Raw genomic sequence first — 21,594 nt, forward strand, 5'->3', positions numbered from 1 at the left:
TACTCAGTTGAATACCAGCGTCTTGTTGCTGTGCACCAGCACGCGGTCCTGCAAGTGATAGCGCAGCCCGCGGGAAAGCACCATCTTCTCCACATCCTTGCCGAGGCGAACCATGTCCTCGACGCTGTCGCGATGGCTGACGCGAACCACGTCCTGCTCGATGATCGGCCCGGCGTCCAGCTCTTCGGTGACATAGTGGCAGGTCGCGCCGATCAGCTTCACACCACGCAGCGAGGCCTGATGGTAGGGCTTGGCGCCAACGAAGGACGGCAGGAAGCTGTGATGGATATTGATGACGCGCTGGGCGAACTCGTCGCACAGCTCCGACGGCAGGATTTGCATGTAGCGCGCCAGCACGATCACATCCGCACGCTGCTCACGCACCAGGCGGGTGACTTGCGCAAAAGCCTCCTGCTTGTGCGCCGGGTCGACCGGGACGTGGAAATAGGGAATGCCGTGCCATTCGACCATGCTGCGCAGGTCGTCGTGGTTGGAAATCACACAGGGAATATCGCAATCCAGCTCCCCGCTGTGCCAGCGGTGCAGCAGATCGGCCAGGCAATGCGATTCGCGGCTGGCCATCAGCACCACGCGCTTGCGCTGCTCGGAGTCGGTAATGCGCCACTCCATCGAAAACTCGCGAGCGATCGGCGCGAAGGCCTGGCGGAAGCCATCCAGATCGAAGGGCAGCGAGTCCGCACGAATCTCGTGGCGCATGAAGAACCAGCCACTCTGGTGATCGGAGTGATGGTTGGCTTCAGTGATCCAGCCATTATAGGTAGCGAGGAAATTACTGACCTTGGCGACGATGCCAACGCCATCGGGACAGGCGATGACCAGCCTGAAAGTGCGCATTAAAGGTTGCTCCGGCTCAAAAAATAGGACGCCGCATTCTAGCCCAGCAAACAAAAGCACAGCCATCGACTTGAACGCAGCCGCGGCAACTCACGGCAAGCAATAAAGGCGGAAGCAGTCCGTCCGGGGCCAGCCAAACGGGCGATCACGCTAAAAACCATTGTTTTCATGTGGATGGGGAGGCGTGCGCTAAAACTTGTCCAATAAACCAGATATCGTCCACGGTATTAGTTCGCACACGACGCTGCGCAGCGACCGGCTGCGGATTTATCCCGTTAAATACTTGCCATGGTTTTTTACTGCCCTATATTTACTTGCGCATTACGCAGGACTATGATTGCTGACACTTGCGTTCAAAACCTATCCCCAAGGAAGTCACATGTCACTGATCAATGAATATCGCGCCACTGAAGAGGCCATCAAGGAACTTCAGGAGCGGCTGAAGTCGCTCTCCGAAGATGACAAGCTGAAAAAAGAACTGGAGTTCGAAGGTAAACTGCGCGAACTCATGGGCGAATACCAGAAGTCGCTGCGTGACATCATTGCCCTGCTCGACCCGGATGCCTCGCGCAGCGGTAAAGCACCGCGTTCGGCCAAAGCCCCGGTTGCCAGCAAACGTGCCCGTCGCGTCAAGCAGTACAAGAACCCGCACACCGGCGAAGTGATTGAAACCAAAGGCGGCAATCACAAGACGCTGAAAGAGTGGAAAGCTCAGTGGGGCTCTGAAACCGTGGAAAGCTGGGCCACCCTGCTCGGCTAAGCGACACCGCTCGTTTTATAACGAAACGCCGTTTCTCGACGTTCAGCACGTGCGTCGAGAAACGGCGTTTTTTTGTATCAGCCATTTGCAGCAATTGAAAAAGCAACCGGGCCAAGGCCAGGCACCCCCTCTTCGATGCGGCAGGCCACCTGCGTTAAAAAGACCAGGTGAGCCGCACACTTGACAGCCAACCGCTAATGCTCAGGTCGCATAACGCGTACGCAGACGCTGCCCATGGTGAAGCCACTGTTGCAAGAGTTCCTGTTGCTCCGCAGTGGCACTGGCCAAGAATTGCTGCATTTCCTGTTCGAACTGCACCAGGGTATTAGGCGCGCCCCATCCGGGCTCGCTCAACCGACGCTGGCAGAACTGATGCCAACGTAACTGTTCTTGCTCGGATAATGCTTCCGGGAAATTGCGCGCACGGTAGCGAAACAGCAACTCGGCCAGGCGGGCATCGTCGAACGCCCATGTTTGCCTAGCCAGTTCTGCCGGGGACAGGCTGCGGATACGCTCGCACAAACGCCTGTCCCGCTCACCGAGAAAGCCGTCGTACAACTGCTGCTCGGGATCTTCGCTCGCGGCGAAGCCCTCCTCCCGGTAGATTTCTTCCAGCTTGTCACTCCAACCCTGGCGGTTTTCACGCAATGTCGCGGCGCGCGACTGGCAACCATCCAGGTCCAGCCCCAGGCGCTGGACATCGGTTTGACGCAACACCTTGAGCGGCGCCAGGACCGGACAGCGATTGACGTGCACCAGCTTCAGCGGCACCGGCAACGTACCCTCGGCGAGTTCCTCACGACGGGTATAGAGACGCTGGCGCAGGGTCTCGGCGGTTTCCTGCCACAATGGCCCGGGGTCGGCCTGCAGGTCGCAGACGATCAGCGCATTGCGGTTGCGCGGGTGCCATGCCAGTGGCAGGACGATGGAAAGAAAATGCCGGGCCGCCGAGAAGCGTCCGGATACATGGACCAGCGGCTCGAGCAACGCGATCTGCTCGAGCACCGCATGTTTGCGCCGCAGGTTGTAGAGATAGTCGTACAGCCGGGGCTGGCGGCTGCGAATGAGCTTCGCCAGGGCGATGGTGGCGCGCACGTCGGACAACGCATCGTGAGCCTGCAGGTGCTCCAGCCCATTGGCGGCGCTCAGGCGTTCGAGCTTGAGCGTGACCCGCCCGTCCTCCTCCGGCCAGACCAGCCCTTCGGGGCGTAGCGCATAGGCGGTGCGCACCAGGTCGATCAGGTCCCAGCGGCTGTTGCCGCCCTGCCATTCCCGTGCGTAAGGATCGAAGAAATTGCGGTACAGGGTGTAACGGGTCACTTCGTCGTCGAAACGCAGGCTGTTGTAGCCGGCACCACAGGTCCCGGGTGCGGCCAGCTCCTGATGCAGGCGCTGGATGAACTCGGCCTCGCAAAGGCCCTGCTGTTGCAGGGTCGCCGGTGTGATGCCGGTGACCAGGCAAGCCGCCGGATGGGGCAGGATGTCGTCCGCAAGACGACAATATATGTTCAGCGGCTCGCCTATTTCCTCAAGCGCCTCGTTGGTGCGAATGCCGGCGACCTGCAAGGGGCGATCACGGCCCGGGGATATGCCGGTGGTCTCGAAGTCGTACCAGAAAATGCTCGGAGTCACGTAAAGATCCTTCTCGATAGCGGCGGCCAGTCTAGCAGCCATGTCTCACACCGGTCCGGGCGAATATGAAGCACCTCACAGCACAGCATCCCAGACACGGCCTTTGCGCGCCGGGTCCCACCACGACGCCAGCATTTCGCCATAATCGCATTCAGACCGCCATGGCGGACTTGCCCTGGCACATTGCCCCAGGCGCCGTTGGCGCATAGCATCGGCCTTTGCTCGAACCCAGACGACTTCACCATTGCCCTCAGCATTCGCTCACCAGCCACCGCTGGACAACTGCCACCGGGTGGAAACGCCCGAAGGCATCGACCTGCTCCTGCGGCCGGCCGGGCTCGTGCCGCGCGCCCTCGCCTTTACCCTGGACCTGGTGATTCGCGCGGCGATCCTGCTTGCGCTGTTCATCGGCCTCGGCCTGCTGGGCACGTTCGGCATGGGGCTCGCCGCCCTGCTGCTGTTTCTCGTGCAGTGGTGGTACATGGTGCTGTTCGAGGTGCTGAACCAGGGCCGCACGCCGGGCAAGCAATGGCTGGGGCTGTGCGTAGTGCATGACGATGGCACCCCGGTCGGCTGGACCTCGTCGCTGACCCGCAACCTGCTGCGCTTCGTCGACATGCTGCCGTTCGGCTATTTCCTCGGCGCGCTCAGTTGCCTGGCCCACCCGAGCTTCAAACGCCTGGGCGATCTCGCCGCCGGCACCCTGGTGGTCTACCGGGAAAGACCACAGCCGCGTCCGGAGCTGCCGCCAGTCGCGGCTCAGCGACCGCCGTTCGGTCTCAGCCTGGCCGAGCAGCGCGCGCTGATCGGCTTCGCCGAACGCCAGTCGAGCCTTTCCGCCGAGCGGCGCCTCGAACTGGCTGCGATTCTCGCCGAGCCGCTGCGAACCACCCGCGAGGATGCCGAGGCCAGAATCCATGGCATCGCCCGTGGCTTGCTGGGGCCGCCATGAAACAGGCCGCCTTCGAACGCCAGAATCAACCCGCATGGCTCGCCTTCGCCGCGCAGCTCGATGCACTCGAGCGCGGCAAAGCGGCACCGATGCAGGCCGACGCCTTTCCCGCGGCTTATCGACAGATCTGCCAGCAACTGGCCCTGGCCGAGTCGCGCGGCTACAGCAGCCACCTGGTCGAACGGTTGCAGCAGCTGGCTCTGCGCGGCCATCAGCAGTTCTACCGGCACCGCAGCCCGCTGCTCGGACGGCTGCTGGGTTTCGTCCTGGGCGGTTTCGCCCGTTCGGCAAGGACCCAATGGCGCTATGTGCTGGCGGCCAGCCTGCTGTTCTATGGCAGCCTGATCGGCACGGCGGTACTGGTCCATGCGTTTCCCGAACTGGTCTACAGCCTGCTGCCAGCCGAGCAGGTGGCACAGATGGAACAGATGTACGACCCGGATGCCAGCCGCCTCGGCCGCTTCGCCGAACGCGGCTCCGGAGACGACTGGCTGATGTTCGGCTACTACGTGATGAACAACATCGGCATCGCCTTCCAGACATTCGCCAGCGGCTTGCTGCTGGGGCTCGGCAGCCTGTTCTTTCTCCTGTTCAATGGCCTGACGATCGGCGCCGTGGCCGGCCACCTCACCGAAATCGGCTATGACCAGCCGTTCTGGTCGTTCGTCATCGGCCATGGCGCCTTCGAACTGACGGCCATCACCCTGGCCGGCGCGGCAGGCCTGAGGCTCGGCTGCGCACTGGTCGCCCCCGGGCGGCTGACGCGCGGCGCGGCACTGCGTCGGGCCGCCGCCCTCGGCATCCGTCTGGTCTGCGGGGCCATCGGGCTGCTGCTGATCGCGGCTTTCGTCGAGGCCTACTGGTCGTCCATGACGACGGTCTCGCCCACGACCAAGTACATCGTCGGCGCCCTGCTCTGGCTGCTCGTCGCCGGCTATTTCGCCCTCACCGGCCGGAGCCACCATGCAGCTGACTGACGCCAGCGTGTCGATTCGCCCGCGCAGCCCCTGGGAAGCACTGGACCTCGGCATTCTGCTCGCCCAGCGCCATGCCGGCCTGCTGATGGCGAGCTGGGCGCTCGCCACCCTGCCGCTCTTCGCCGCCCTCAGCCTGCTGCTCTGGCGCTATCCGAGTCTGGCGCTGCTGCTGTTCTGGTGGCTCAAACCGCTGTACGAACGGCTGCCACTGCATATTCTCTCGCGCGCTTTGTTCGGCGACATCCCCACCCTGGGCGAAAGCCTGAGAGCGGTGCCCGGCCTGTTGCGCCCGCAATGGTTCGCCAGCCTGACCTGGCGCCGACTGAGCACCACGCGCAGCTTCGATCTGCCGGTGCAGCAACTCGAAGGGCTCGGCGGCACGACACGCCGTCAACGCCTGGTGACGCTGGGCCTGCGCAGCGGGCGTGCCGCCAGCTGGCTGACCGTGGTCGGCGTGCATCTGGAAGGCGCACTCTGGCTCGGTCTGCTCGGCTTGCTCTACCTCATGCTGCCGGCACAACTGGTGCAGAGTTGGAACTGGCAGGAGCTGCTCGGGCTCGGCAGTGAATGGCTCTGGCTGGAACACCTGTCCAACCTGCTCTATGCGCTGGTGCTGGTCGTCTGGGAGCCGATCTATGTCGCCTGCGGCTTCAGTCTCTACCTCAACCGGCGCACCCAACTGGAGGCCTGGGATATCGAACTGGCCTTCCGCCGCCTACGCCAACGTCTGTCGGATGCCGTGCCCGTCCTGCTGCTCGTCTGCGGCCTGGCCCTGTGGTCGTCGGACGACGCGGCCTGGGCAGCACCCGCGCCTGCACCAGACGCAGCACAGGCCGGCCCCGAGACCCGGCGCCTGCTCAATCAGCCCTTGACCAGCGAGGCGGCGCGCCAGCGGATCGGCGAACTGCTGGAGCAGCCGCCGTTCCAGCATCGCGAAACGGTCACCCGCTGGCGCTTCGGCAACACCGCCGGCGAACAGGAGCCCGGCGCACTGGCGCGCCTGCTGGAATCCCTGCTGCAGGGCGGCAAGCTCTGGCAAGGCCTGGAAAGGCTGGCGCAGGTGCTGGAAATACTGCTGTGGACGGCGCTCGCGCTGCTGGTCGCCCTGTTGCTGTGGCGTTATCGCGACTGGCTACGCACCTTCGGCGTCCGCCTGCCGCGGCCGCGCATTCGTCCGAAGTCGGCAACCAACCAGCTGTTCGGCCTGGACGTTGCACCCGAGAACCTGCCGCTCGATGTCGCCTCCGAAGCCGAACGGCTCTGGCAGGAGCATCCGCGCGAAGCGCTCGGCCTGCTCTACCGCGCCCTGCTCAGCCGGCTGCTGCACGAATTCCAGCTACCGTTGAAGGCCGCGCATACCGAAGGGGAAGTCCTGCGGCAGGTGCGTAGGCTCGAACGTGCCGAACTTACCCGCTTCACGGAAACACTGACCCGCCACTGGCAGGCCCAGGCCTACGGGCACCGGAACGCGGCCGCGGCGACAGGTGCTGAACTGTGCGCCGGCTGGCGCGCGCTGTTCGCGCAGGAGCGCCACGCATGACCCGGCGCCGCTCACTGCTCCTCGCGGCCCTCGCCGCACTGCTGACGGCCAGCCTGGGCTACTGGCTGGCCGGCAAGCTGCATCCCTACGCGGACGTCGTCGACCACGGCCCCGCGCCAGAGGCACGGGCCAACCCCTACCTGGCCGCGGAGCTGTTTCTACGCGGGCTCGGCCTGCAGGTAGCCCACCATGAAGGTCTCGCCGGACTGCAAGCGCTGCCCAGCCACGGCCAGACCTTGCTGCTGCTTGGCGATCGCAGCCAGCTGTCGCCGCGCCAGAGCGATCGGCTGTTGCAATGGGCCGCTGCCGGTGGCCACCTGGTTTTCGTCGCGGAACGCTTGTGGGACGAAGAAGCCGGAAAAAGCGGAGACCTGCTGCTGGATCGCCTGAACCTGCAACAGTTCGCGACCGACGAACGGGATCACGGCGATGCCGCGGCGACAGCGACCTCCGCCGAGCAGCACCCGCAGTTGACCAAGCTGTACCTTGAGAATGAAAGCGCGCCGGCCTATCTGGCCTTCGATACCGCCTTCCACCTCTACGACGCCGACAATCGCGCCCATGCCTGGGCGAACAGCGCCGGCGCCACGCACATGTTGCAACTGCAGCACGGCGACGGCCTGATCACCGCACTGACCGACGCCTGGATCTGGCAGACCTCGCATATCGATGCCTACGACCACGCCTGGCTGCTCTGGTACCTGACCCAGGACAGCGCCGTAACCCTGGTGCACCGCAACGATCGGCCAGGGCTGTTCACGCTGCTGCGGAGCCATTTCCCCGAGGCGCTGACCGCGCTGGCGCTGTTCGCACTGCTGGGGCTCTGGCATGCCGGACAGCGTTTCGGCCCCCGGCAGGCTCCCACCAGTGCGGCGCGCCGCCAACTACGCGAGCATCTGCGCGGCGCGGCGGAATTCCTCCTGCGCCAGGGCGGCCAGCGCAGCCTGATGCTGCGCTTGCAACACGACATCCAGCGCCGGGCCGGCCACCGCCAGCCCGGCTTCGAGCAGCTCCCGGCCGACAGCCAGTTGCAGATACTCGCCCAACTTGCCCGCCTGCCGGTGGCGAGCGTCGAACAAGCCATGCGCGCCCTGCCTCCACGCCGCATGCCCGCCACCGAATTCACCCGCCAGGTAGCCCGCCTGCAAAGCCTCAGGAACGCCCTATGAGCGAACAGATGCCAGAACCGAACAGCCCCGCACCGGCCGTCAATCCGGCGAGCCAGCGCCAGCGTGCCAGCCAGCTGGCCCAGGCCTTGCGCGACGAACTGCACAAGGCCGTGATCGGCCAGGACGAGGTCATCGACGGCGTGCTGGTCGCGCTGATCGGCGGCGGCCACGTGCTGGTCGAAGGCGTGCCCGGGCTCGGCAAGACCCTGCTGGTACGCGCCCTGGCGCGCTGCTTCGGCGGCGATTTCTCGCGCATCCAGTTCACCCCCGACCTGATGCCCAGCGATGTCACCGGCCACGCCGTCTACGACCTGCAGAGCGAGCAGTTCAAGCTGCGCAAGGGTCCGGTGTTCACCAACCTGCTGCTGGCCGACGAGATCAACCGCGCGCCGGCCAAGACCCAGGCGGCGTTGCTGGAAGTCATGCAGGAACGCCAGGTCACGCTCGAAGGGCGCGCCCTGCCGGTGCCGCAGCCGTTCCTGGTGATGGCCACGCAGAACCCCATCGAGCAGGAAGGCACCTACCCGCTGCCGGAGGCAGAACTCGACCGCTTCATGCTGATGCTGCGCATGGACTATCCGCAGGCCGACGAGGAACTGACACTGGTGCGCCAGGTGACCCGCTCGGCCCGCGCCGACATGCTCGACGTCAGCGCCCTGCGCCAGCTGGTCCAGGCCAAGGACGTGCTGGCCCTGCAGAAGATCGCCAGCGACCTGCCACTGGATGAACAGGTGCTGGACTACGCCGTGCGGCTGGCACGCGCCACCCGTGGCTGGCCGGGCCTGGCGCTGGGCGCCGGGCCACGGGCATCGATCGCCCTGGTCCGCGGCGGGCGCGCCCACGCATTGTTGCGCGGCGGTGAATTCGTCACCCCGGACGACATCAAGGCCTGCGCGCTGGCGGTGTTGCGGCACCGGGTACGACTGTCGCCGGAACTGGACATCGAAGGCCTGTCGGTCGACCAGGTGCTGCAGCAACTGCTCGACCAGGTCGCAGCGCCGCGGCTATGACCAGAGCCGCCTGCACATGACGCCATCCTTCCGCCTGCTCGTCGCGCTCGCCACGCTGTTGCTGCTGGCCTTGCCGCTCGGCGCGCTCAGCGTGCTCGATGGCGGTCGTGCCGCTGCCTGGCACCCCATCTGGTGGGGGCTGCTGCTGGCCCTGGGCATAGTGGCGCTGATCGACGCATTCTGGCTGCGGCGCCTGCCCACCCCGCCGCTGCAGCGCCGCCTTTCCGGCAGCCTGCCGCTGGGGCGCTGGAGCACGGTGCAGTTGCTCGCACGCAACGACCATGCGCGCGCGCAGGAGCTGGAGATCTTCGACCATGTGCCGCCCGGCATGACCTTCGAGCAGCTACCGCAACGCATCCGCCTGCGGCCGGGCGAACACTGCGAACTCGATTACCGCCTGCGCCCGACCCAACGCGGGCATTTCGCCTTCACGCGCTGCGAGATCCGCCTGGCCAGCCCGCTGGGCCTATGGCGCGGCCGGCGGCAGCAGGCGTTGCCCGACGAAACCCGCGTCTACCCCGATTTCAGCCAGTTGCAGGGTGCCGGCCTGCAACTGGTCGACCACTGGCTGAGCCGTCTCGGCGTGCGCCAGCGGCCCCGTCGTGGCCTGGGGCTGGAATTCCATCAGCTGCGCGAATTCCGTGAGGGTGACACCCTGCGGCAGATCGACTGGAAAGCCACGGCCCGCGCCCGCACGCCCATCGCCCGCGAATACCAGGACGAGCGCGACCAGCAGATCCTGTTGATGCTCGATTGCGGCCGGCGCATGCGCAGCCAGGACGGTGAGCTGGCGCACTTCGACCACGCCCTCAACGCCTGCCTGCTGCTCGCCTATGCCGCCCTGCGCCAGGGCGATGCAGTCGGGATCAGCACCTTCGCCAGCGACCAGCCACGCCACCTGGCACCGGCAAAGGGCCAGCGACAGCTGAGCGTGCTGCTGAACACGCTGTACGATCTGCAGCCCAGCCAGCGCCCCGCCGACTATGCGGCGGCGATCGACCGGCTGCTTGGCCACCAGCAACGCCGGGCGCTGGTCATCCTGCTGAGCAACCTGCGCGACGAGGACGATGGCGAGCTGCGCGCAGCCCTTGCGCGCCTTTCACGCCGGCACCGGGTGTTGCTGGTGAGCCTGCGCGAAGAGGTACTGGACCAGTTGCGCCAGCAGCCGGTCGAAAGCCTCGACGACGCCCTCGGCTATTGCGGTGCGCTGGACTACCTGGGCGCCCGCGACGAGCTCTACAAGCGCCTGGCCGCCAGCGGCGTGCCGATCCTCGATGCCCGCCCGCGCGAACTGGGGCCGGAACTGGTGGGGCGCTATCTGGCCTGGAAGAAATCCGGAACGCTCTGAGAAGCGTCACGCGCCGCTGCACAGGCTTGCTTGCGCTTGAAGCTCAAAAGCATCGCCCCGAGGGCGGGCCTCCCACAAAAGCAGCCGGCGCACACCGAACCCTGTGGGAGGCGCGCCCTCGCGGCGATTGCAGGCCGAAGGCCTGCCAGAAGCTCACAAGCCGTGGCAGCAATCCTTGTCGGTGAACCTGTCCGGCTCCGTGCCGGGACAAGGCGCGATTACCGGGGGAACGTGCAGCATCGGCTGGAAGCTGAAGTAATGATGCAACGCCGCGATCATCTCCTTGATGTCACCCGGCGGTTCGATCAGCGAGAAGCCGGTATCGAAGCTGCCGGGCGTGACATCCTCGCGCGACCAGAGGCTCAGCGCGCTGAAATCCACATGACGCACCTGGCCGACCTGGCCAGGAATCTTCAGGCGCATCTCGAAGCGCACGCCAAGCATCATCGGATAGGGACTGATCAGCATCAGTCCGCCCTCGGACAGGTTGCCGATGAAACCCAGCGGTTTGTCGGTGAACCGGTTGAAGACATTGAGGTAATACGGCAACTGGTGTCGCTGGATACGACGCTGATTCGCCATGTTCATTCGATTGGGCCTTAGGGTCTGCCGTGCGAATCCGCTCAGCTCAACGGCATGCCTGGTCAATGCGGGTAGCCAGTTGCTGTCGAGCTGCCTCTATTTCGCTTTCACTGTAGTAGACGCGCGCTCCGGTTGCATCGTTACGGAAGAAGCGCCCGCCCTGCTGCAATTGAGCGAGTCGGCTGCGCAGGCTCCGGCACTCCTGCTCGCGCTTGGCGTGCAACGCGCCGGCCTGCTGGTCGGCCGCTCGCTGCTCTTGCCGGCGCGCCTCGAAAAAGCGCTCGCTGCGGACCTCGCGTTCGCGGGTGGGCTCATCGCGCTCCATCACCTGCGGGCGCACCTCGATCCGCTCAGCACCCGGCGCCGGGCGCTGGCCGAAATGCACTTGCCCCTGGGCATCGGTCCAGCGATAGATCTGCGCCGATGCCAGTAGCGGCAGCAGGGCCAAGGCCAGAAACAGAACTCGCATGATTTCCCTCCTGGATGTCATGCCGAACAAGGATGCGCTCAACGCTTGGCCGGTAGGCTCACCACGCCGGGCGCATCCGGTTGATAGTGCCCCAACTGCCGCAGGGTCTCCAGCCGGGCGCGGGCGCGATAGGCATATTCGCTGGCCGGATGGCGCTCGAGGATGAAGCGATAGGTCTCGCTGGCATCGACGAACAGGCCCTGGCGCTCCAGGCACTGCCCACGCAGCAGGGAAATCTCCGGCTGCAGCTGGCTGCGTGGCCGGCTGCGTCGCTCGGCCTGGGAAAGCGACAGCATGACGCCCTCGCAATTGTCCGCCTCGTAATACCGATAGGCGTCGTCCAGGTGGCGGTCGAGGGCGTGCCGGCTGCTGCAGCCAACGGTGAGAACGCTCAGAAAAACAAGAATCAGGGTGCGCATGGGATCCTCCGGATGCCCCTGTATCGACCGCCGCGGAGAATTCTGCAGACGCGTTGTCGCACCGCCGAAAGAGTAGTGGCCAGCGGGCGATGACTACAGCGAACGGGCATAGTAGCCTCGGTCGCAGCCAGAAAAAGGAGCAATCAATGATTTCGCGTCGCACCAAGATCGTCGCAACCCTGGGTCCGGCCAGCAGTTCGCCCGATGTGCTGGAGAAAATGATCGTTGCCGGGCTGGACGTCGCCCGCCTGAATTTCTCCCACGGCACCCCGGACGAGCACCGCGCGCGGGCCGAGCTGGTTCGCGAGATCGCGGCCCGTCACGGCCGCTTCGTCGCGCTGCTCGGCGATCTGCAGGGCCCGAAGATCCGCATCGCCAAGTTCGCCGGCAAGCGCATCGAGCTGAAGGAAGGCGACCGCTTCCGCTTCTCCGTTACCCACCCGCGCGACGCCGGCACCCAGGAGGTGGTCGGCATCGACTATCCGGACCTGGTCAAGGACTGCAGCGTCGGCGACGAATTGCTGCTGGATGACGGCCGCGTGGTCATGCGGGTCGACAATGCCACCGCCGACGAACTGCATTGCACCGTGCTGATCGGCGGCCCGCTGTCGGACAACAAGGGCATCAACCGCCGCGGTGGCGGCCTCACCGCGCCGGCGCTGACCGCCAAGGACAAGGCCGACATCAAGCTGGCCGCGGACCTGCAGCTGGACTACCTGGCCGTTTCCTTCCCGCGCGATGCCGCGGACATGGAGCTGGCGCGGCGCCTGCGCGACGAGGCGGGCTCCAGCGCCTGGCTGATCGCCAAGATCGAACGCGCCGAAGCGGTCGCCGACGACGAGGCGCTCGACGGCCTGATCCGCGCCAGCGACGGCGTGATGGTGGCCCGTGGCGACCTCGGCGTGGAGATCGGTGACGCCGAACTGGTGGGTATCCAGAAGAAGATCATTCTGCATGCGCGCCGCCACAACAAGGTGGTGATCACCGCGACCCAGATGATGGAGTCGATGATCCACAGCCCGATGCCGACCCGCGCGGAAGTCTCCGATGTAGCCAACGCCGTGCTCGACTACACCGATGCGGTGATGCTCTCGGCCGAAAGCGCCGCCGGCGAGTACCCGGTCGAGGCGATCAAGGCCATGGCGCGCGTCTGCGTCGGCGCCGAGAAGCATCCGACCAGCACCAAGTCCGGCCACCGCCTCGGCCAGCGCTTCGAGCGCTGCGACGAGAGCGCCGCGCTGGCGGCGATGTACACCGCCAACCATTTCCCGGGCGTCAAGGCGATCATCGCCCTGACCGAAAGCGGCTACACGCCGCTGATCATGTCGCGCATCCGCTCCTCGGTGCCGATCTTCGCCTTCTCGCCCCACCGCGAGACCCAGGCGCGCGTCGCGTTGTTCCGCGGCGTACAGACGGTGCCCTTCGACCCGGCGGCGCTGCCGGCGGACAAGGTCAGCCAGATCGCCGTGGAAGAGCTGCTCAAGCGCAACATGGTGCAGCCCGGCGACTGGGTGATCCTGACCAAGGGCGACAGCTACCACGACAGTACCGGCGGCACCAACACGATGAAGATCCTGCGCGTCGGCGACCAGTGAGTCGAGTCATCGGGGCCCGGCGCCATACCGGGCCCCGATGAGTGCGGCACACCGCAGAAGCGCGGGGAGCGGGTTCGCACCCACGAGCCCGCTGCAGATCATCGCGTGCATGGCCCGCGCCTACGACGGCGCGTCCGCGCCTTCCCGTTCCACGAACACATCGCTGAACACCTGCCCGCGCGGCAGGCCCGCCATGAACAGGCGCCTGGCGCAGGCCTCGACGAATGCCGACCCGCCGCAGACCAGGGCGATCGCCTGGCGCGATGCCGGGTGCAGCGCCTGCAGGCAGCCTGCCCGCTGGTCTTCTCCCAACCACTCCAGCTGCAGGTTTTCGCAGCGGCTGGCCAATTCCGCCAGCGGCTCGGCCAGATAGTGCCCGCCACGGGCGAAATGCAGCAGCCTGATCGGCCCGCGATGTCCCTGGCGCAGCGCCTCGCGCAGCACGCCCCACAGCGGCGCCATGCCGGTGCCGGCGGCCAATAGCAGCAGCGGCCGCTCGGACCAGTCCGGATCGTAATGCAGCGCCCCGCCGTGCAGTTCGCCAAGCCGCAGGCTGTCGCCCGTGCGCAGGCGGCGCGCCGCATCGCAGAATGCCCCCGGCCGTGAGCAGTCCAGATGGAACTCCAGCCATGGCTCGTCGCCCGGCAGGCTGGCCAGCGAATACGGCCGGGCGACGCCCCCGGCATGCCACAGCAGCAGGTGCTGGCCGGCGCGGTAACGCAGCGGGCGCTCCGGCAACAGCCGCACGCGCAGCACCTCCCCGCTCAGCCAGGCCAGCTCCTGCACCCGAGCCGGCATACCGTCGCGCAGCGGGTCGAAGACTTCCACACGCAGGTCCTCTTCGACCCGGCACTGGCAGGCCAGGCGCCAGCCCCGCTCGCGTTGCTCCGCGCTCAGCGCCCCGGGTAGCAGATCCCGCGGCTCGCCGCCGACGCAGCGCACCAGACAGGCATGGCAGCTACCGGCACGGCAGCTGTACGGCACCTGCAGCCCGGCATGGTGCAGGGCATCGAGCAGGTTCTCCCCGGCCCGTACCGTCCAGCTCCGTTCGCCGCAACGCAGCTCAGGCACGGACGCTCTCCCAGGCCCGCGCACAGCGGTTGCGGCCGCTGCGCTTGGCGCGGTAGAGCGCTTCATCGGCCTGCTGCAGCGACTCGTCCAGGTCGTCGCCGGCATTGAGCAAGGTCAGGCCGATCGACAGGCTCAAGTGTCCGGCTTCGATGCAGACATCCGTCGGCTGCGCATTGGCGAAGGCCTCGCGCAGACGCTCGCAGCAGGCGCTGAACTGCTCGGCATCGGTATTGGGCAGCAGCAGCACGAACTCCTCACCGCCGTAGCGGGCGAGCACGTCGTCGTCACGCAGGCAGGAGCGCGCCACGGCGGCGAAGGTCTGCAGGACGCGATCGCCGGTGGCATGGCCATGGATGTCGTTGATCCGCTTGAAGTGATCCAGATCGATCAGCGCCAGCCCAGACTGATGGCCCTTGCGCAGCCGGCTCAGCTCGGCTTCGGCCATGCGCAGGAAACGCCGCCGGTTGTACAGCCCGGTCAGCTCGTCGGTGGAAGCCAGGTCTTCGAGCTGGCGCATCATGCCGCGCAACGTATCCTGGTGGGCCTGCAGGGCGAAGCGTCGCTGGCGCATGCGTTGGCGCAGGCGATAGACATGGCCGACGAACAGGCACATCCAGATCAGCGTCACCAGCAACACGCTGGCCTCGAGCAGGAAGACGGTCGGCTCCGCCAGGCGCTGCAGGTAGAAGTCCGGTGCGCTGACCGCGACGAAACTGAGGAATGCCAGGGCAGCGTAGCGGATGAAGCGCTTTGGCGGCAGGAATACCGCGAACATCAACACCAGCAGATAGAGCACCAGCAACGAGCCGCGCGCGCTCCCCACGTTGAACAGGAAATAGCTCAGCCAGACCAGCGCCAGCAGCACCTGCGGCTCGGTCAGGCTGGGATCCTTGAAGCGCAGGTTGATGCCGCGGTGGAAAACCCAGAAGAACACCAGCTGGCTGAGCACGATCAGCGCCGAGCAGATCACCGCGCTGGTGACGGAGGCTTCATAGAATCCGCCGACGACCGCGATCCAGGTCAACGGCAGAGCCAGGGCATAGGTAAGCGCCGCCATCGCGAACCGTTTCGTGACCAGTTGCTGCAAAGCCCGCTGATCGGCCTCGTCACGCATCGCACTCATAGGGATCCATCCCGCTGTGGCAATTTGCCGCACTCTACGCCTACCCCAATCAAAAACCTAGCCGGCATCCCTTCGCTCCTGGTCCATCCGTGTACCGCGCAGCCCGACGCGTTATACTGCCGCGCATTTTTTTACCTCGGCACGCCGACTGCCACCGCTCGACGCGCCACTTCCCGCCCCGCCATGAGGACGCGCTGCATGACCGTGATCAAGCAAGACGACCTGATTCAAAGCGTCGCTGACGCTTTGCAGTTCATTTCTCACTACCATCCCGTTGATTTCATTCAGGCGATGCACGAAGCCTACCTGCGTGAGGAATCTCCGGCCGCGCGCGATTCCATGGCGCAGATCCTGATCAACTCGCGCATGTGCGCCACCGGTCATCGCCCGATCTGCCAGGACACCGGCATCGTCACCGTGTTCGTCCGCGTCGGCATGGACGTGCGCTGGGACGGCGCCAGCATGAGCCTGGACGACATGATCAACGAGGGCGTCCGTCGCGCCTACAACCTGCCGGAGAACGTCCTGCGTGCTTCGATCCTCGCCGACCCGGCCGGTTCCCGCAAGAACACCAAGGACAATACGCCGGCGGTCATCCACTACTCCATCGTCCCCGGCGACAAGGTGGAAGTGGACGTCGCGGCCAAGGGCGGTGGCTCCGAGAACAAGTCGAAGATGGCCATGCTCAACCCGTCCGACTCGATCGTCGACTGGGTGCTCAAGACCGTGCCGGAAATGGGCGCCGGCTGGTGCCCGCCGGGCATGCTCGGCATCGGCATCGGCGGCACCGCCGAGAAGGCCGCGGTGATGGCCAAGGAAGTGCTGATGGACCCGATCGACATCCACGAGCTGAAGGCCCGCGGCCCGCAGAACCGCATCGAGGAGCTGCGCCTGGAGCTGTTCGAGAAGGTCAACCAGCTGGGTATCGGCGCCCAAGGCCTGGGCGGCCTGACCACCGTGCTCGACGTCAAGATCATGGATTACCCGACCCACGCCGCCTCGCTGCCGGTGTGCATGATCCCCAACTGCGCCGCCACCCGTCACGCGCACTTCGTGCTCGACGGTTCCGGCCCTGCCGAACTGACCCCGCCGCCGCTGGACGCCTACCCGGAAATCGTCTGGGAAGCCGGCCCGAGCGCGCGCCGCGTCGACCTCGACAGCATCACCCCGGAAGAGGTGCAGAGCTGGAAGCCGGGCGAGACCATCCTGCTCAACGGCAAGATGCTCACCGGCCGCGACGCCGCGCACAAGCGCATGGTCGACATGCTGAACAAGGGCGAGGAGCTGCCGGTGGACCTCAAGGGCCGCTTCATCTACTACGTCGGCCCGGTCGATCCGGTCGGTGACGAAGTGGTTGGTCCGGCTGGCCCCACCACCGCCACGCGCATGGACAAGTTCACCCGCCAGATCCTGGAAAGCACAGGCCTCTTGGGCATGATCGGCAAGTCTGAGCGTGGCCCGATCGCCATCGACGCGATCCGCGACAACAAGGCCGTGTACCTGATGGCCGTCGGCGGCGCCGCCTACCTGGTCGCCCAGGCGATCAAGAAGTCCAAGGTGCTGGCCTTCGCCGAACTGGGCATGGAAGCGATCTACGAGTTCGAGGTCAAGGACATGCCGGTCACCGTCGCCGTCGACACCAAGGGCGAGTCGGTGCACATCACGGGACCTGCGATCTGGAAGCAGAAGATCGCCGACAGCCTGGCGGTGGAAGTGCAGTAATAGCCGTCTGGTGCTGAAAACGGAGAGCCCGGCCTTGCGCCGGGCTTTCTGCTTTCAGGCCCGGCGTATCAGCCCTGCTCGCGGCGCAAGCGGACGAACAGCGCCTCGACCTTCTCCCGCGCCCAGGGCGTGCGGCGCAGGAAGGTCAGGCTCGACGTGATGCTCGGCGCGCTCTTGAAGCAGCGGATGTCGATTCGCTGGGCCAGCCCTTCCCAGAGCCGTAGTGCGCCTGCAGTTCGGTCAGCATGGCAGCCAGCGTGATGCCGTGCAGAGGATCTTTTGCCTGGGTCATTGGTACTCTGAGTGAAGTATGTAGATCAGTGCGTTCGCAGGAGCCGGCTCGCCGGCGATGGCCGCACGGGATCGCCGGCCAACCGGCTTGATTGCCAGGCATCGAAGCCGGCGAACGCTGCGGCATTCTACAACGTGATGCGCGTACCAAGCACCTGCACAAAGGCCGCCAGCCAGGCCGGATGCGCCGGCCACGCCGGGGCACTGACCAGGTTGCCATCGGTATGTGCCTGGTCGACGGCGATGTCCACGTACTCGCCGCCCGCCAGTCTCACCTCCGGCGCGCAGGCCGGATAGGCGCTGCAAGCGCGTCCTTGCAGTACGCCGGCCGCGGCAAGCAGCTGCGCGCCATGGCAGACCGCGGCGATCGGCTTGTCCGCCTCGGCGAAGGCGCGCACCAGCGCCAGCACCTGCTCGTTCAGGCGTAGATACTCCGGTGCACGGCCGCCAGGAATCAGCAGCGCGTCGTAGTCCTCGGCACGCACCGCGGTGAAATCGAAGTTCAGCGCGAAATTGTGCCCGGGCTTCTCGCTGTAGGTCTGGTCGCCCTCGAAATCGTGGATCGCCGTACGCACGGTATCGCCGGCCTTCTTATCGGGACATACGGCATGCACGCGATGGCCGACCATCTGCAGCGCCTGGAACGGCACCATGGTCTCGTAGTCTTCGGCGTAATCGCCGACCAGCATGAGGATGTTCTTCGCCGCCATGATCGCTCTCCTTCTCGACTGTGGAGCATCGCTCCGAGCGCGAGGGCGTCAGGGCCACACCCGTCTCGCCGCGCACCGCGAACGAGCCGGAAATGACGCCTAGCCACCGCGATTGAAAATGTTCACCAGCACTCGGTCGAGCCAGCCCCACATGCGCTGGTACAGCCGCAGGTAGAGGGGACGCGCATACCACCTGCGCAGATCGATCTCGACACTCCGCTGGAAATCCTGCTCGAAGCTTTGCTGCACCTGCGCGCTCAGCGAGGCATCGATCGCTTCGAGATTCGCCTCGAGGTTCCAGCGTAGATTCCAGTGGTCGAAGTTGCACGAGCCGACGCTGACCCAGTCGTCCACCAGCACCATTTTCAGGTGGGAGAAGTGTGGCTGATACTCGTGAATGCGCACGCCGGCGCGCAGCAGCCGCGGATAGAAACGCTGCCCGGCATAGCGCACGGGCGGATGGTCGGTGTTGCGGCTGGTCAGCAGCAGGCGCACCTCAACGCCGCGCCGCGCCGCCCGGATCAACGCCCGGCGCACCTTGCCGGTGGGCAGGAAGTAAGGGGTCGCCAGCCAGATGCGCTTTTCCGCGTGCCGCAGGTTGCGCAGCAGGCTGTGCAGGATGTCGCGATGCTGGCGCGCCGCGGCATAGGCGACACGCCCCAGGCCGCTGCCCATGGGCAGCAGCGGAATGCGTGGCGCCCGCTGCGGCAGCGGCAATTGCCAGATGCGCCGCTTGAGGCAGTTCACCCACTGGCTGTCGAACAAGGCCTGCCAGTCCTGCAAAAGCGGACCGGACATCTCGACCATCGCCTCGTGCCAGTGCCCGTCGGCTTTGCCGGGAATCCAGAATTCGTCGGTCACGCCCGCTCCGCCGACATATCCCGTGCAGCCGTCGACCAGCAGGATCTTGCGATGATCACGGTGCAGGTTGCGCAACTTCAGCCGCAGCGACAGCGGGTTGTACAGGCGCAGCTCGACGCCCGCCTGCTCCAGCCGATCGCGGTTGGCCTGGCTCATCTTCAGGCAGCCGAACCCGTCGAACAGGCAGCGCACCCGGACCCCGCGCGCGGCGGCGCGCAGCAAGGACTCGATCAGACGCTCGAGACACTGCCCATCTTCCACCAGATACAGCTCCAGATCGACGCGGCGCTCGGCTCGCTCGATGGCCTCGAGCATGGGCGGGAAGAACTGCGGGCCATCGATGAGCAGGCGAAAGCGGTTCTCACTGCGCCACGGAAAGACAGCCCCGGCCAGCATCACCGGGCGTCACCCGCGACCGGGCCATGCGACAGGCGACGAAGTGAAGATGCCGATAGACAACGCAATGACATGAAATCCTTTTTCCAGTGAACGTCCAGCAACCTGGCGGAAAACGAAATCACCCGCCCGACGACGCGCCAGCGGACCGCGAGTAGCTTACCCAGTCCCCACGACATGACAAGGCAGCGGCACCGCCCCCTCCGCCTCCTGCACCGATATAGGTCGGCTCCGCCTGCAGGAGTTCCCCTTGGCAAGCGCTCAGGCCGACGCCGCAGGTGCGATGCCCAGCGCCAGCAGCGCCTGCTCCAGACGCCGGGCCCGGGCCTCGCGGGCAAGCCCGAGCACCGCGCGATCGCGTCGCCAAAGCTCGCTGTTGGGCCCTGGCGTGGCCAGCAGGGCGCTTTCGAGGTCGGCCTCGAGCGTTGCGAACTGCTCGGCCAGCGCGGCCAGCAGCAGATGACTCGCCGCCTCGTGCGCGGGCTGACGAGCCATCTCCGCCGCGCCGGCCAACACGCCCAGCAGGCGCAGCGACAGGCTCCGAGGCCACTGGTGCCGCAGCGCCAGGCCGTAGAGCCAGGCGGTCAACGCCGCCAGCACGTAGAGGTCCTCGAGGGTACGGAAGGGTTTGACGTAGCCGCTCCAGCCATCGCCCGGCAGCCTGTCGCCAACGGCCTGCTCGAGGCGCAGACGGGCATGGGGCACATCGGGAACCAGCGGCAACCGGGGGCCGGCTTCCAACCGAACGCCAGCCTGCGCCGCCTCGACGGCGAACAGGCCGAGCCGCGGGGGCTCTTCTGGCGCTTCCTCACGGGCGCAAACCAGCAACCACTGCGCCGCCTGGCCTGCGCTGACGAAATCCTTGCCGCCATTCAGCTGCCGCCCATCCCAGCGGGTCGCCATATCGGCAGGGCGCAGCTTGCGGTTTTCCGTTGCACAGAACGCTCCCAGCCCCGCCGGAGCAGCCGGCCACAGCGCCCGCAACGCCGCCTGGTAGCCGGCAAGAAAGGCCAGCCCCGGCGTGCAGGCCAGCCGCCCGCCATACACCGCCAGCACGAAGGGATCGGCGCTGCCGGCACCAGCGACGAGCTGCGCATACCAATCCGGCAATCCCCTTGCGGCCTCGACCGGCTGCACCGGTCCGATCAGCTGTTTCCACGACATCGGCTTCTCCGCGTTTTTTTCGCCCATCTTCATCGAAGCGGGCGGGACAGTCACTCAAGCATCATCGATTCGTCACAGCGCCGACATGCCCCCCACCTAGCCTGAGCCGGCAACCAGATAACCGAGCGCAACCATAACAATCAGGTGCTCGCGTTGCATTTGCCAACCCGCCACTGCCACGGCGGAACAGGAGACAGAGCATGAGTGCCATTGCCGATCCACGCAGCACGCGTCAACTGCAAGCCGAGCGCCTGGATGGCGACCAGGCCCTGCGCGAAGCCCAGGCCCTGCGCTATCGGGTCTTCAGCGGCGAATTCGATGCCCGCCTGCAGGGTGCGGAGTTCGGGCTGGATATGGACGACTTCGACGTTCACTGCCGCCATATCGGCGTGCGCGATCTTGCGACCGGCGAGCTGGTCGCCACCACGCGGCTGCTCGATCACCTCACCGCGCGGCGGCTGGGACGCTTCTACAGCGAGGAGGAGTTCGCCCTGCACGGCCTGGCGGAACTCGACGCGCCGGTCCTGGAGATCGGCCGTACCTGCGTCGACCCGGCCTACCGCAACGGCGCCACCATCGCGGTGCTCTGGAGCGAGCTGGCGGAGGTGCTCAACCAGGGCGGCTACCGCTACCTGATGGGCTGCGCCAGCATCCCGATGCGCGACGGCGGCATCCAGGCCCGCGCCATCATGCAGCGGCTGCGTGACAGCCACCTGAGCACCGAACTGCTGCGCGCCGAGCCCAGGACGCCCCTGCCCGAACTGGAGCTCGCCGACAACGTCACCGCCCAGCTGCCGCCGCTGCTCAAGGCCTATATGCGCCTGGGCGCGAAGATCTGCGGCGAGCCCTGCTGGGACCCCGATTTCCAGGTGGCGGACGTCTTCATCCTGCTCAAGCGCGAGGAGCTTTGCCCGCGCTATGCCCGTCACTTCAAGGCGGCGGTCTGAA

General features: G+C 66.2%; 20 protein-coding genes and 1 pseudogene. 10 read left to right on the top strand and 11 right to left on the bottom strand.

From position 1 onward, the window contains the following. Positions 1–3 precede the first annotated feature (3 nt). Positions 4–855 carry a formyltetrahydrofolate deformylase gene (gene purU, locus CXK94_RS16750; RefSeq protein WP_037043030.1) on the bottom strand — a complete coding sequence of 284 codons (852 nt, stop codon included), beginning with the start codon at positions 853–855 and terminating at the stop codon, positions 4–6. A gap of 379 nt (positions 856–1,234) precedes the next feature. Here purU and mvaT point away from each other — a divergent pair, with 379 nt between their 5' ends. After that, on the top strand, positions 1,235–1,615 hold the full coding sequence (gene mvaT, locus CXK94_RS16755; RefSeq protein WP_037043032.1) for a histone-like nucleoid-structuring protein MvaT: 381 nt from the start codon (positions 1,235–1,237) through the stop codon (positions 1,613–1,615). Between the two features lie 201 nt (positions 1,616–1,816). On the opposite strand, the gene sbcB is transcribed toward mvaT, so the two are convergent. Next, positions 1,817–3,247 (bottom strand): exodeoxyribonuclease I, encoded by a 1,431-nt coding sequence (gene sbcB / locus CXK94_RS16760; RefSeq protein ID WP_102895178.1) that lies wholly within the window; start codon positions 3,245–3,247, stop codon positions 1,817–1,819. A 244-nt stretch (positions 3,248–3,491) separates the two neighbouring features. Between sbcB and CXK94_RS16765 the strand changes: the two genes are divergently transcribed. The 6 genes from CXK94_RS16765 to CXK94_RS16790 are packed head-to-tail and all read left to right on the top strand — an operon-like array spanning position 3,492 to position 10,243. After that, positions 3,492–4,199 carry an RDD family protein gene (locus tag CXK94_RS16765; protein WP_102895179.1) on the top strand — a complete coding sequence of 236 codons (708 nt, stop codon included), beginning with the start codon at positions 3,492–3,494 and terminating at the stop codon, positions 4,197–4,199. After that, on the top strand, positions 4,196–5,176 hold the full coding sequence (locus tag CXK94_RS16770; RefSeq protein ID WP_037043036.1) for a stage II sporulation protein M: 981 nt from the start codon (positions 4,196–4,198) through the stop codon (positions 5,174–5,176). The genes CXK94_RS16765 and CXK94_RS16770 overlap by 4 nt, the downstream gene beginning before the upstream one ends. Then, positions 5,163–6,716, top strand: a complete 1,554-nt coding sequence (locus tag CXK94_RS16775; protein WP_102895180.1) for a DUF4129 domain-containing protein — start codon at positions 5,163–5,165, stop codon at positions 6,714–6,716. Before CXK94_RS16770 ends, CXK94_RS16775 begins: the two co-directional genes overlap by 14 nt. Then, entirely contained in the window at positions 6,713–7,885 is a 1,173-nt protein-coding gene (locus CXK94_RS16780) for a DUF4350 domain-containing protein (protein WP_102895181.1), read from the top strand. Before CXK94_RS16775 ends, CXK94_RS16780 begins: the two co-directional genes overlap by 4 nt. Next, positions 7,882–8,895 carry an AAA family ATPase gene (locus CXK94_RS16785; RefSeq protein ID WP_102895182.1) on the top strand — a complete coding sequence of 338 codons (1,014 nt, stop codon included), beginning with the start codon at positions 7,882–7,884 and terminating at the stop codon, positions 8,893–8,895. The genes CXK94_RS16780 and CXK94_RS16785 overlap by 4 nt, the downstream gene beginning before the upstream one ends. A gap of 16 nt (positions 8,896–8,911) precedes the next feature. Then, positions 8,912–10,243 (top strand): DUF58 domain-containing protein, encoded by a 1,332-nt coding sequence (locus CXK94_RS16790; RefSeq protein WP_102895183.1) that lies wholly within the window; start codon positions 8,912–8,914, stop codon positions 10,241–10,243. 153 nt (positions 10,244–10,396) lie between these two features. Here CXK94_RS16790 and CXK94_RS16795 read toward each other — a convergent pair whose 3' ends face one another. From CXK94_RS16795 to CXK94_RS16805, 3 genes are read right to left on the bottom strand one after another with little or no spacing between them, the layout of a single operon-like run. Continuing rightward, positions 10,397–10,831: a PilZ domain-containing protein gene (locus CXK94_RS16795; RefSeq protein WP_102895184.1), complete on the bottom strand. Its 435-nt coding sequence runs from the start codon at positions 10,829–10,831 to the stop codon at positions 10,397–10,399. A 40-nt stretch (positions 10,832–10,871) separates the two neighbouring features. After that, positions 10,872–11,294 carry a DUF4124 domain-containing protein gene (locus CXK94_RS16800; protein ID WP_102895185.1) on the bottom strand — a complete coding sequence of 141 codons (423 nt, stop codon included), beginning with the start codon at positions 11,292–11,294 and terminating at the stop codon, positions 10,872–10,874. Positions 11,295–11,332: 38 nt separating this feature from the next. Continuing rightward, positions 11,333–11,713 (bottom strand): tetratricopeptide repeat protein, encoded by a 381-nt coding sequence (locus CXK94_RS16805; RefSeq protein ID WP_037043776.1) that lies wholly within the window; start codon positions 11,711–11,713, stop codon positions 11,333–11,335. 146 nt (positions 11,714–11,859) lie between these two features. On the opposite strand from CXK94_RS16805, the gene pyk reads away from it, so the two are divergent. Then, a complete protein-coding gene (pyk, locus tag CXK94_RS16810; protein WP_037043779.1) occupies positions 11,860–13,308 on the top strand; it encodes a pyruvate kinase in 1,449 nt (482 codons plus the stop codon). A gap of 120 nt (positions 13,309–13,428) precedes the next feature. Here pyk and CXK94_RS16815 read toward each other — a convergent pair whose 3' ends face one another. Together CXK94_RS16815 and CXK94_RS16820 are read right to left on the bottom strand one after the other, a co-directional pair. Beyond that, on the bottom strand, positions 13,429–14,379 hold the full coding sequence (locus CXK94_RS16815) for an iron-sulfur-binding ferredoxin reductase (protein WP_102895186.1): 951 nt from the start codon (positions 14,377–14,379) through the stop codon (positions 13,429–13,431). Further along, entirely contained in the window at positions 14,372–15,502 is a 1,131-nt protein-coding gene (locus CXK94_RS16820) for a GGDEF domain-containing protein (RefSeq protein WP_102895187.1), read from the bottom strand. Before CXK94_RS16820 ends, CXK94_RS16815 begins: the two co-directional genes overlap by 8 nt. A 198-nt stretch (positions 15,503–15,700) precedes the next feature. On the opposite strand from CXK94_RS16820, the gene CXK94_RS16825 reads away from it, so the two are divergent. Then, a complete protein-coding gene (locus CXK94_RS16825; protein WP_102895188.1) occupies positions 15,701–17,224 on the top strand; it encodes a fumarate hydratase in 1,524 nt (507 codons plus the stop codon). Positions 17,225–17,292: 68 nt separating this feature from the next. Here the strand turns inward: CXK94_RS16825 and CXK94_RS16830 are convergent. The 4 genes and pseudogenes from CXK94_RS16830 to CXK94_RS16845 all read right to left on the bottom strand — a co-directional run bounded on the left by CXK94_RS16830 (position 17,293) and on the right by CXK94_RS16845 (position 20,646). Further along, positions 17,293–17,516 (bottom strand): annotated as a pseudogene (locus CXK94_RS16830) (VF530 family DNA-binding protein). Positions 17,517–17,643: 127 nt separating this feature from the next. Beyond that, the gene (locus CXK94_RS16835) at positions 17,644–18,228 is read right to left on the bottom strand and encodes a DJ-1/PfpI family protein (protein ID WP_180984444.1); all 585 of its coding nucleotides are present in this window, start codon (positions 18,226–18,228) and stop codon (positions 17,644–17,646) included. A 96-nt stretch (positions 18,229–18,324) separates the two neighbouring features. Next, positions 18,325–19,482 carry a phospholipase D-like domain-containing protein gene (locus CXK94_RS16840; RefSeq protein WP_037043788.1) on the bottom strand — a complete coding sequence of 386 codons (1,158 nt, stop codon included), beginning with the start codon at positions 19,480–19,482 and terminating at the stop codon, positions 18,325–18,327. A 261-nt stretch (positions 19,483–19,743) separates the two neighbouring features. Next, positions 19,744–20,646, bottom strand: coding sequence for an acyl-CoA dehydrogenase (locus CXK94_RS16845; RefSeq protein WP_037043807.1), 903 nt, complete (start codon positions 20,644–20,646; stop codon positions 19,744–19,746). Between the two features lie 200 nt (positions 20,647–20,846). Here CXK94_RS16845 and olsB point away from each other — a divergent pair, with 200 nt between their 5' ends. Next, a complete protein-coding gene (olsB, locus tag CXK94_RS16850; RefSeq protein WP_037043790.1) occupies positions 20,847–21,593 on the top strand; it encodes an L-ornithine N(alpha)-acyltransferase in 747 nt (248 codons plus the stop codon). Position 21,594: the final 1 nt, after the last annotated feature.

Origin of the sequence: Stutzerimonas stutzeri (assembly GCF_002890915.1) — a bacterium.
Classification (GTDB): Bacteria; Pseudomonadota; Gammaproteobacteria; order Pseudomonadales; family Pseudomonadaceae; genus Stutzerimonas; species Stutzerimonas stutzeri_AF.

What these genes read in the sequence shown, in the direction of transcription:
- CXK94_RS16780 (WP_102895181.1), top strand. Translation starts at nt 6,713, where the DNA reads ATGACCCGGCGCCGCTCACTGCTCCTCGCGGCCCTCGCCGCACTGCTG.
- CXK94_RS16800 (WP_102895185.1), bottom strand. Translation starts at nt 11,294, where the DNA reads ATGCGAGTTCTGTTTCTGGCCTTGGCCCTGCTGCCGCTACTGGCATCG.
- CXK94_RS16805 (WP_037043776.1), bottom strand. Translation starts at nt 11,713, where the DNA reads ATGCGCACCCTGATTCTTGTTTTTCTGAGCGTTCTCACCGTTGGCTGC.
- CXK94_RS16845 (WP_037043807.1), bottom strand. Translation starts at nt 20,646, where the DNA reads ATGTCGTGGAAACAGCTGATCGGACCGGTGCAGCCGGTCGAGGCCGCA.
- olsB (WP_037043790.1), top strand. Translation starts at nt 20,847, where the DNA reads ATGAGTGCCATTGCCGATCCACGCAGCACGCGTCAACTGCAAGCCGAG.
- CXK94_RS16770 (WP_037043036.1), top strand. Translation starts at nt 4,196, where the DNA reads ATGAAACAGGCCGCCTTCGAACGCCAGAATCAACCCGCATGGCTCGCC.
- CXK94_RS16840 (WP_037043788.1), bottom strand. Translation starts at nt 19,482, where the DNA reads ATGCTGGCCGGGGCTGTCTTTCCGTGGCGCAGTGAGAACCGCTTTCGC.
- CXK94_RS16775 (WP_102895180.1), top strand. Translation starts at nt 5,163, where the DNA reads ATGCAGCTGACTGACGCCAGCGTGTCGATTCGCCCGCGCAGCCCCTGG.
- CXK94_RS16820 (WP_102895187.1), bottom strand. Translation starts at nt 15,502, where the DNA reads ATGAGTGCGATGCGTGACGAGGCCGATCAGCGGGCTTTGCAGCAACTG.
- CXK94_RS16795 (WP_102895184.1), bottom strand. Translation starts at nt 10,831, where the DNA reads ATGAACATGGCGAATCAGCGTCGTATCCAGCGACACCAGTTGCCGTAT.
- pyk (WP_037043779.1), top strand. Translation starts at nt 11,860, where the DNA reads ATGATTTCGCGTCGCACCAAGATCGTCGCAACCCTGGGTCCGGCCAGC.
- purU (WP_037043030.1), bottom strand. Translation starts at nt 855, where the DNA reads ATGCGCACTTTCAGGCTGGTCATCGCCTGTCCCGATGGCGTTGGCATC.
- CXK94_RS16825 (WP_102895188.1), top strand. Translation starts at nt 15,701, where the DNA reads ATGACCGTGATCAAGCAAGACGACCTGATTCAAAGCGTCGCTGACGCT.
- mvaT (WP_037043032.1), top strand. Translation starts at nt 1,235, where the DNA reads ATGTCACTGATCAATGAATATCGCGCCACTGAAGAGGCCATCAAGGAA.
- CXK94_RS16790 (WP_102895183.1), top strand. Translation starts at nt 8,912, where the DNA reads ATGACGCCATCCTTCCGCCTGCTCGTCGCGCTCGCCACGCTGTTGCTG.
- CXK94_RS16785 (WP_102895182.1), top strand. Translation starts at nt 7,882, where the DNA reads ATGAGCGAACAGATGCCAGAACCGAACAGCCCCGCACCGGCCGTCAAT.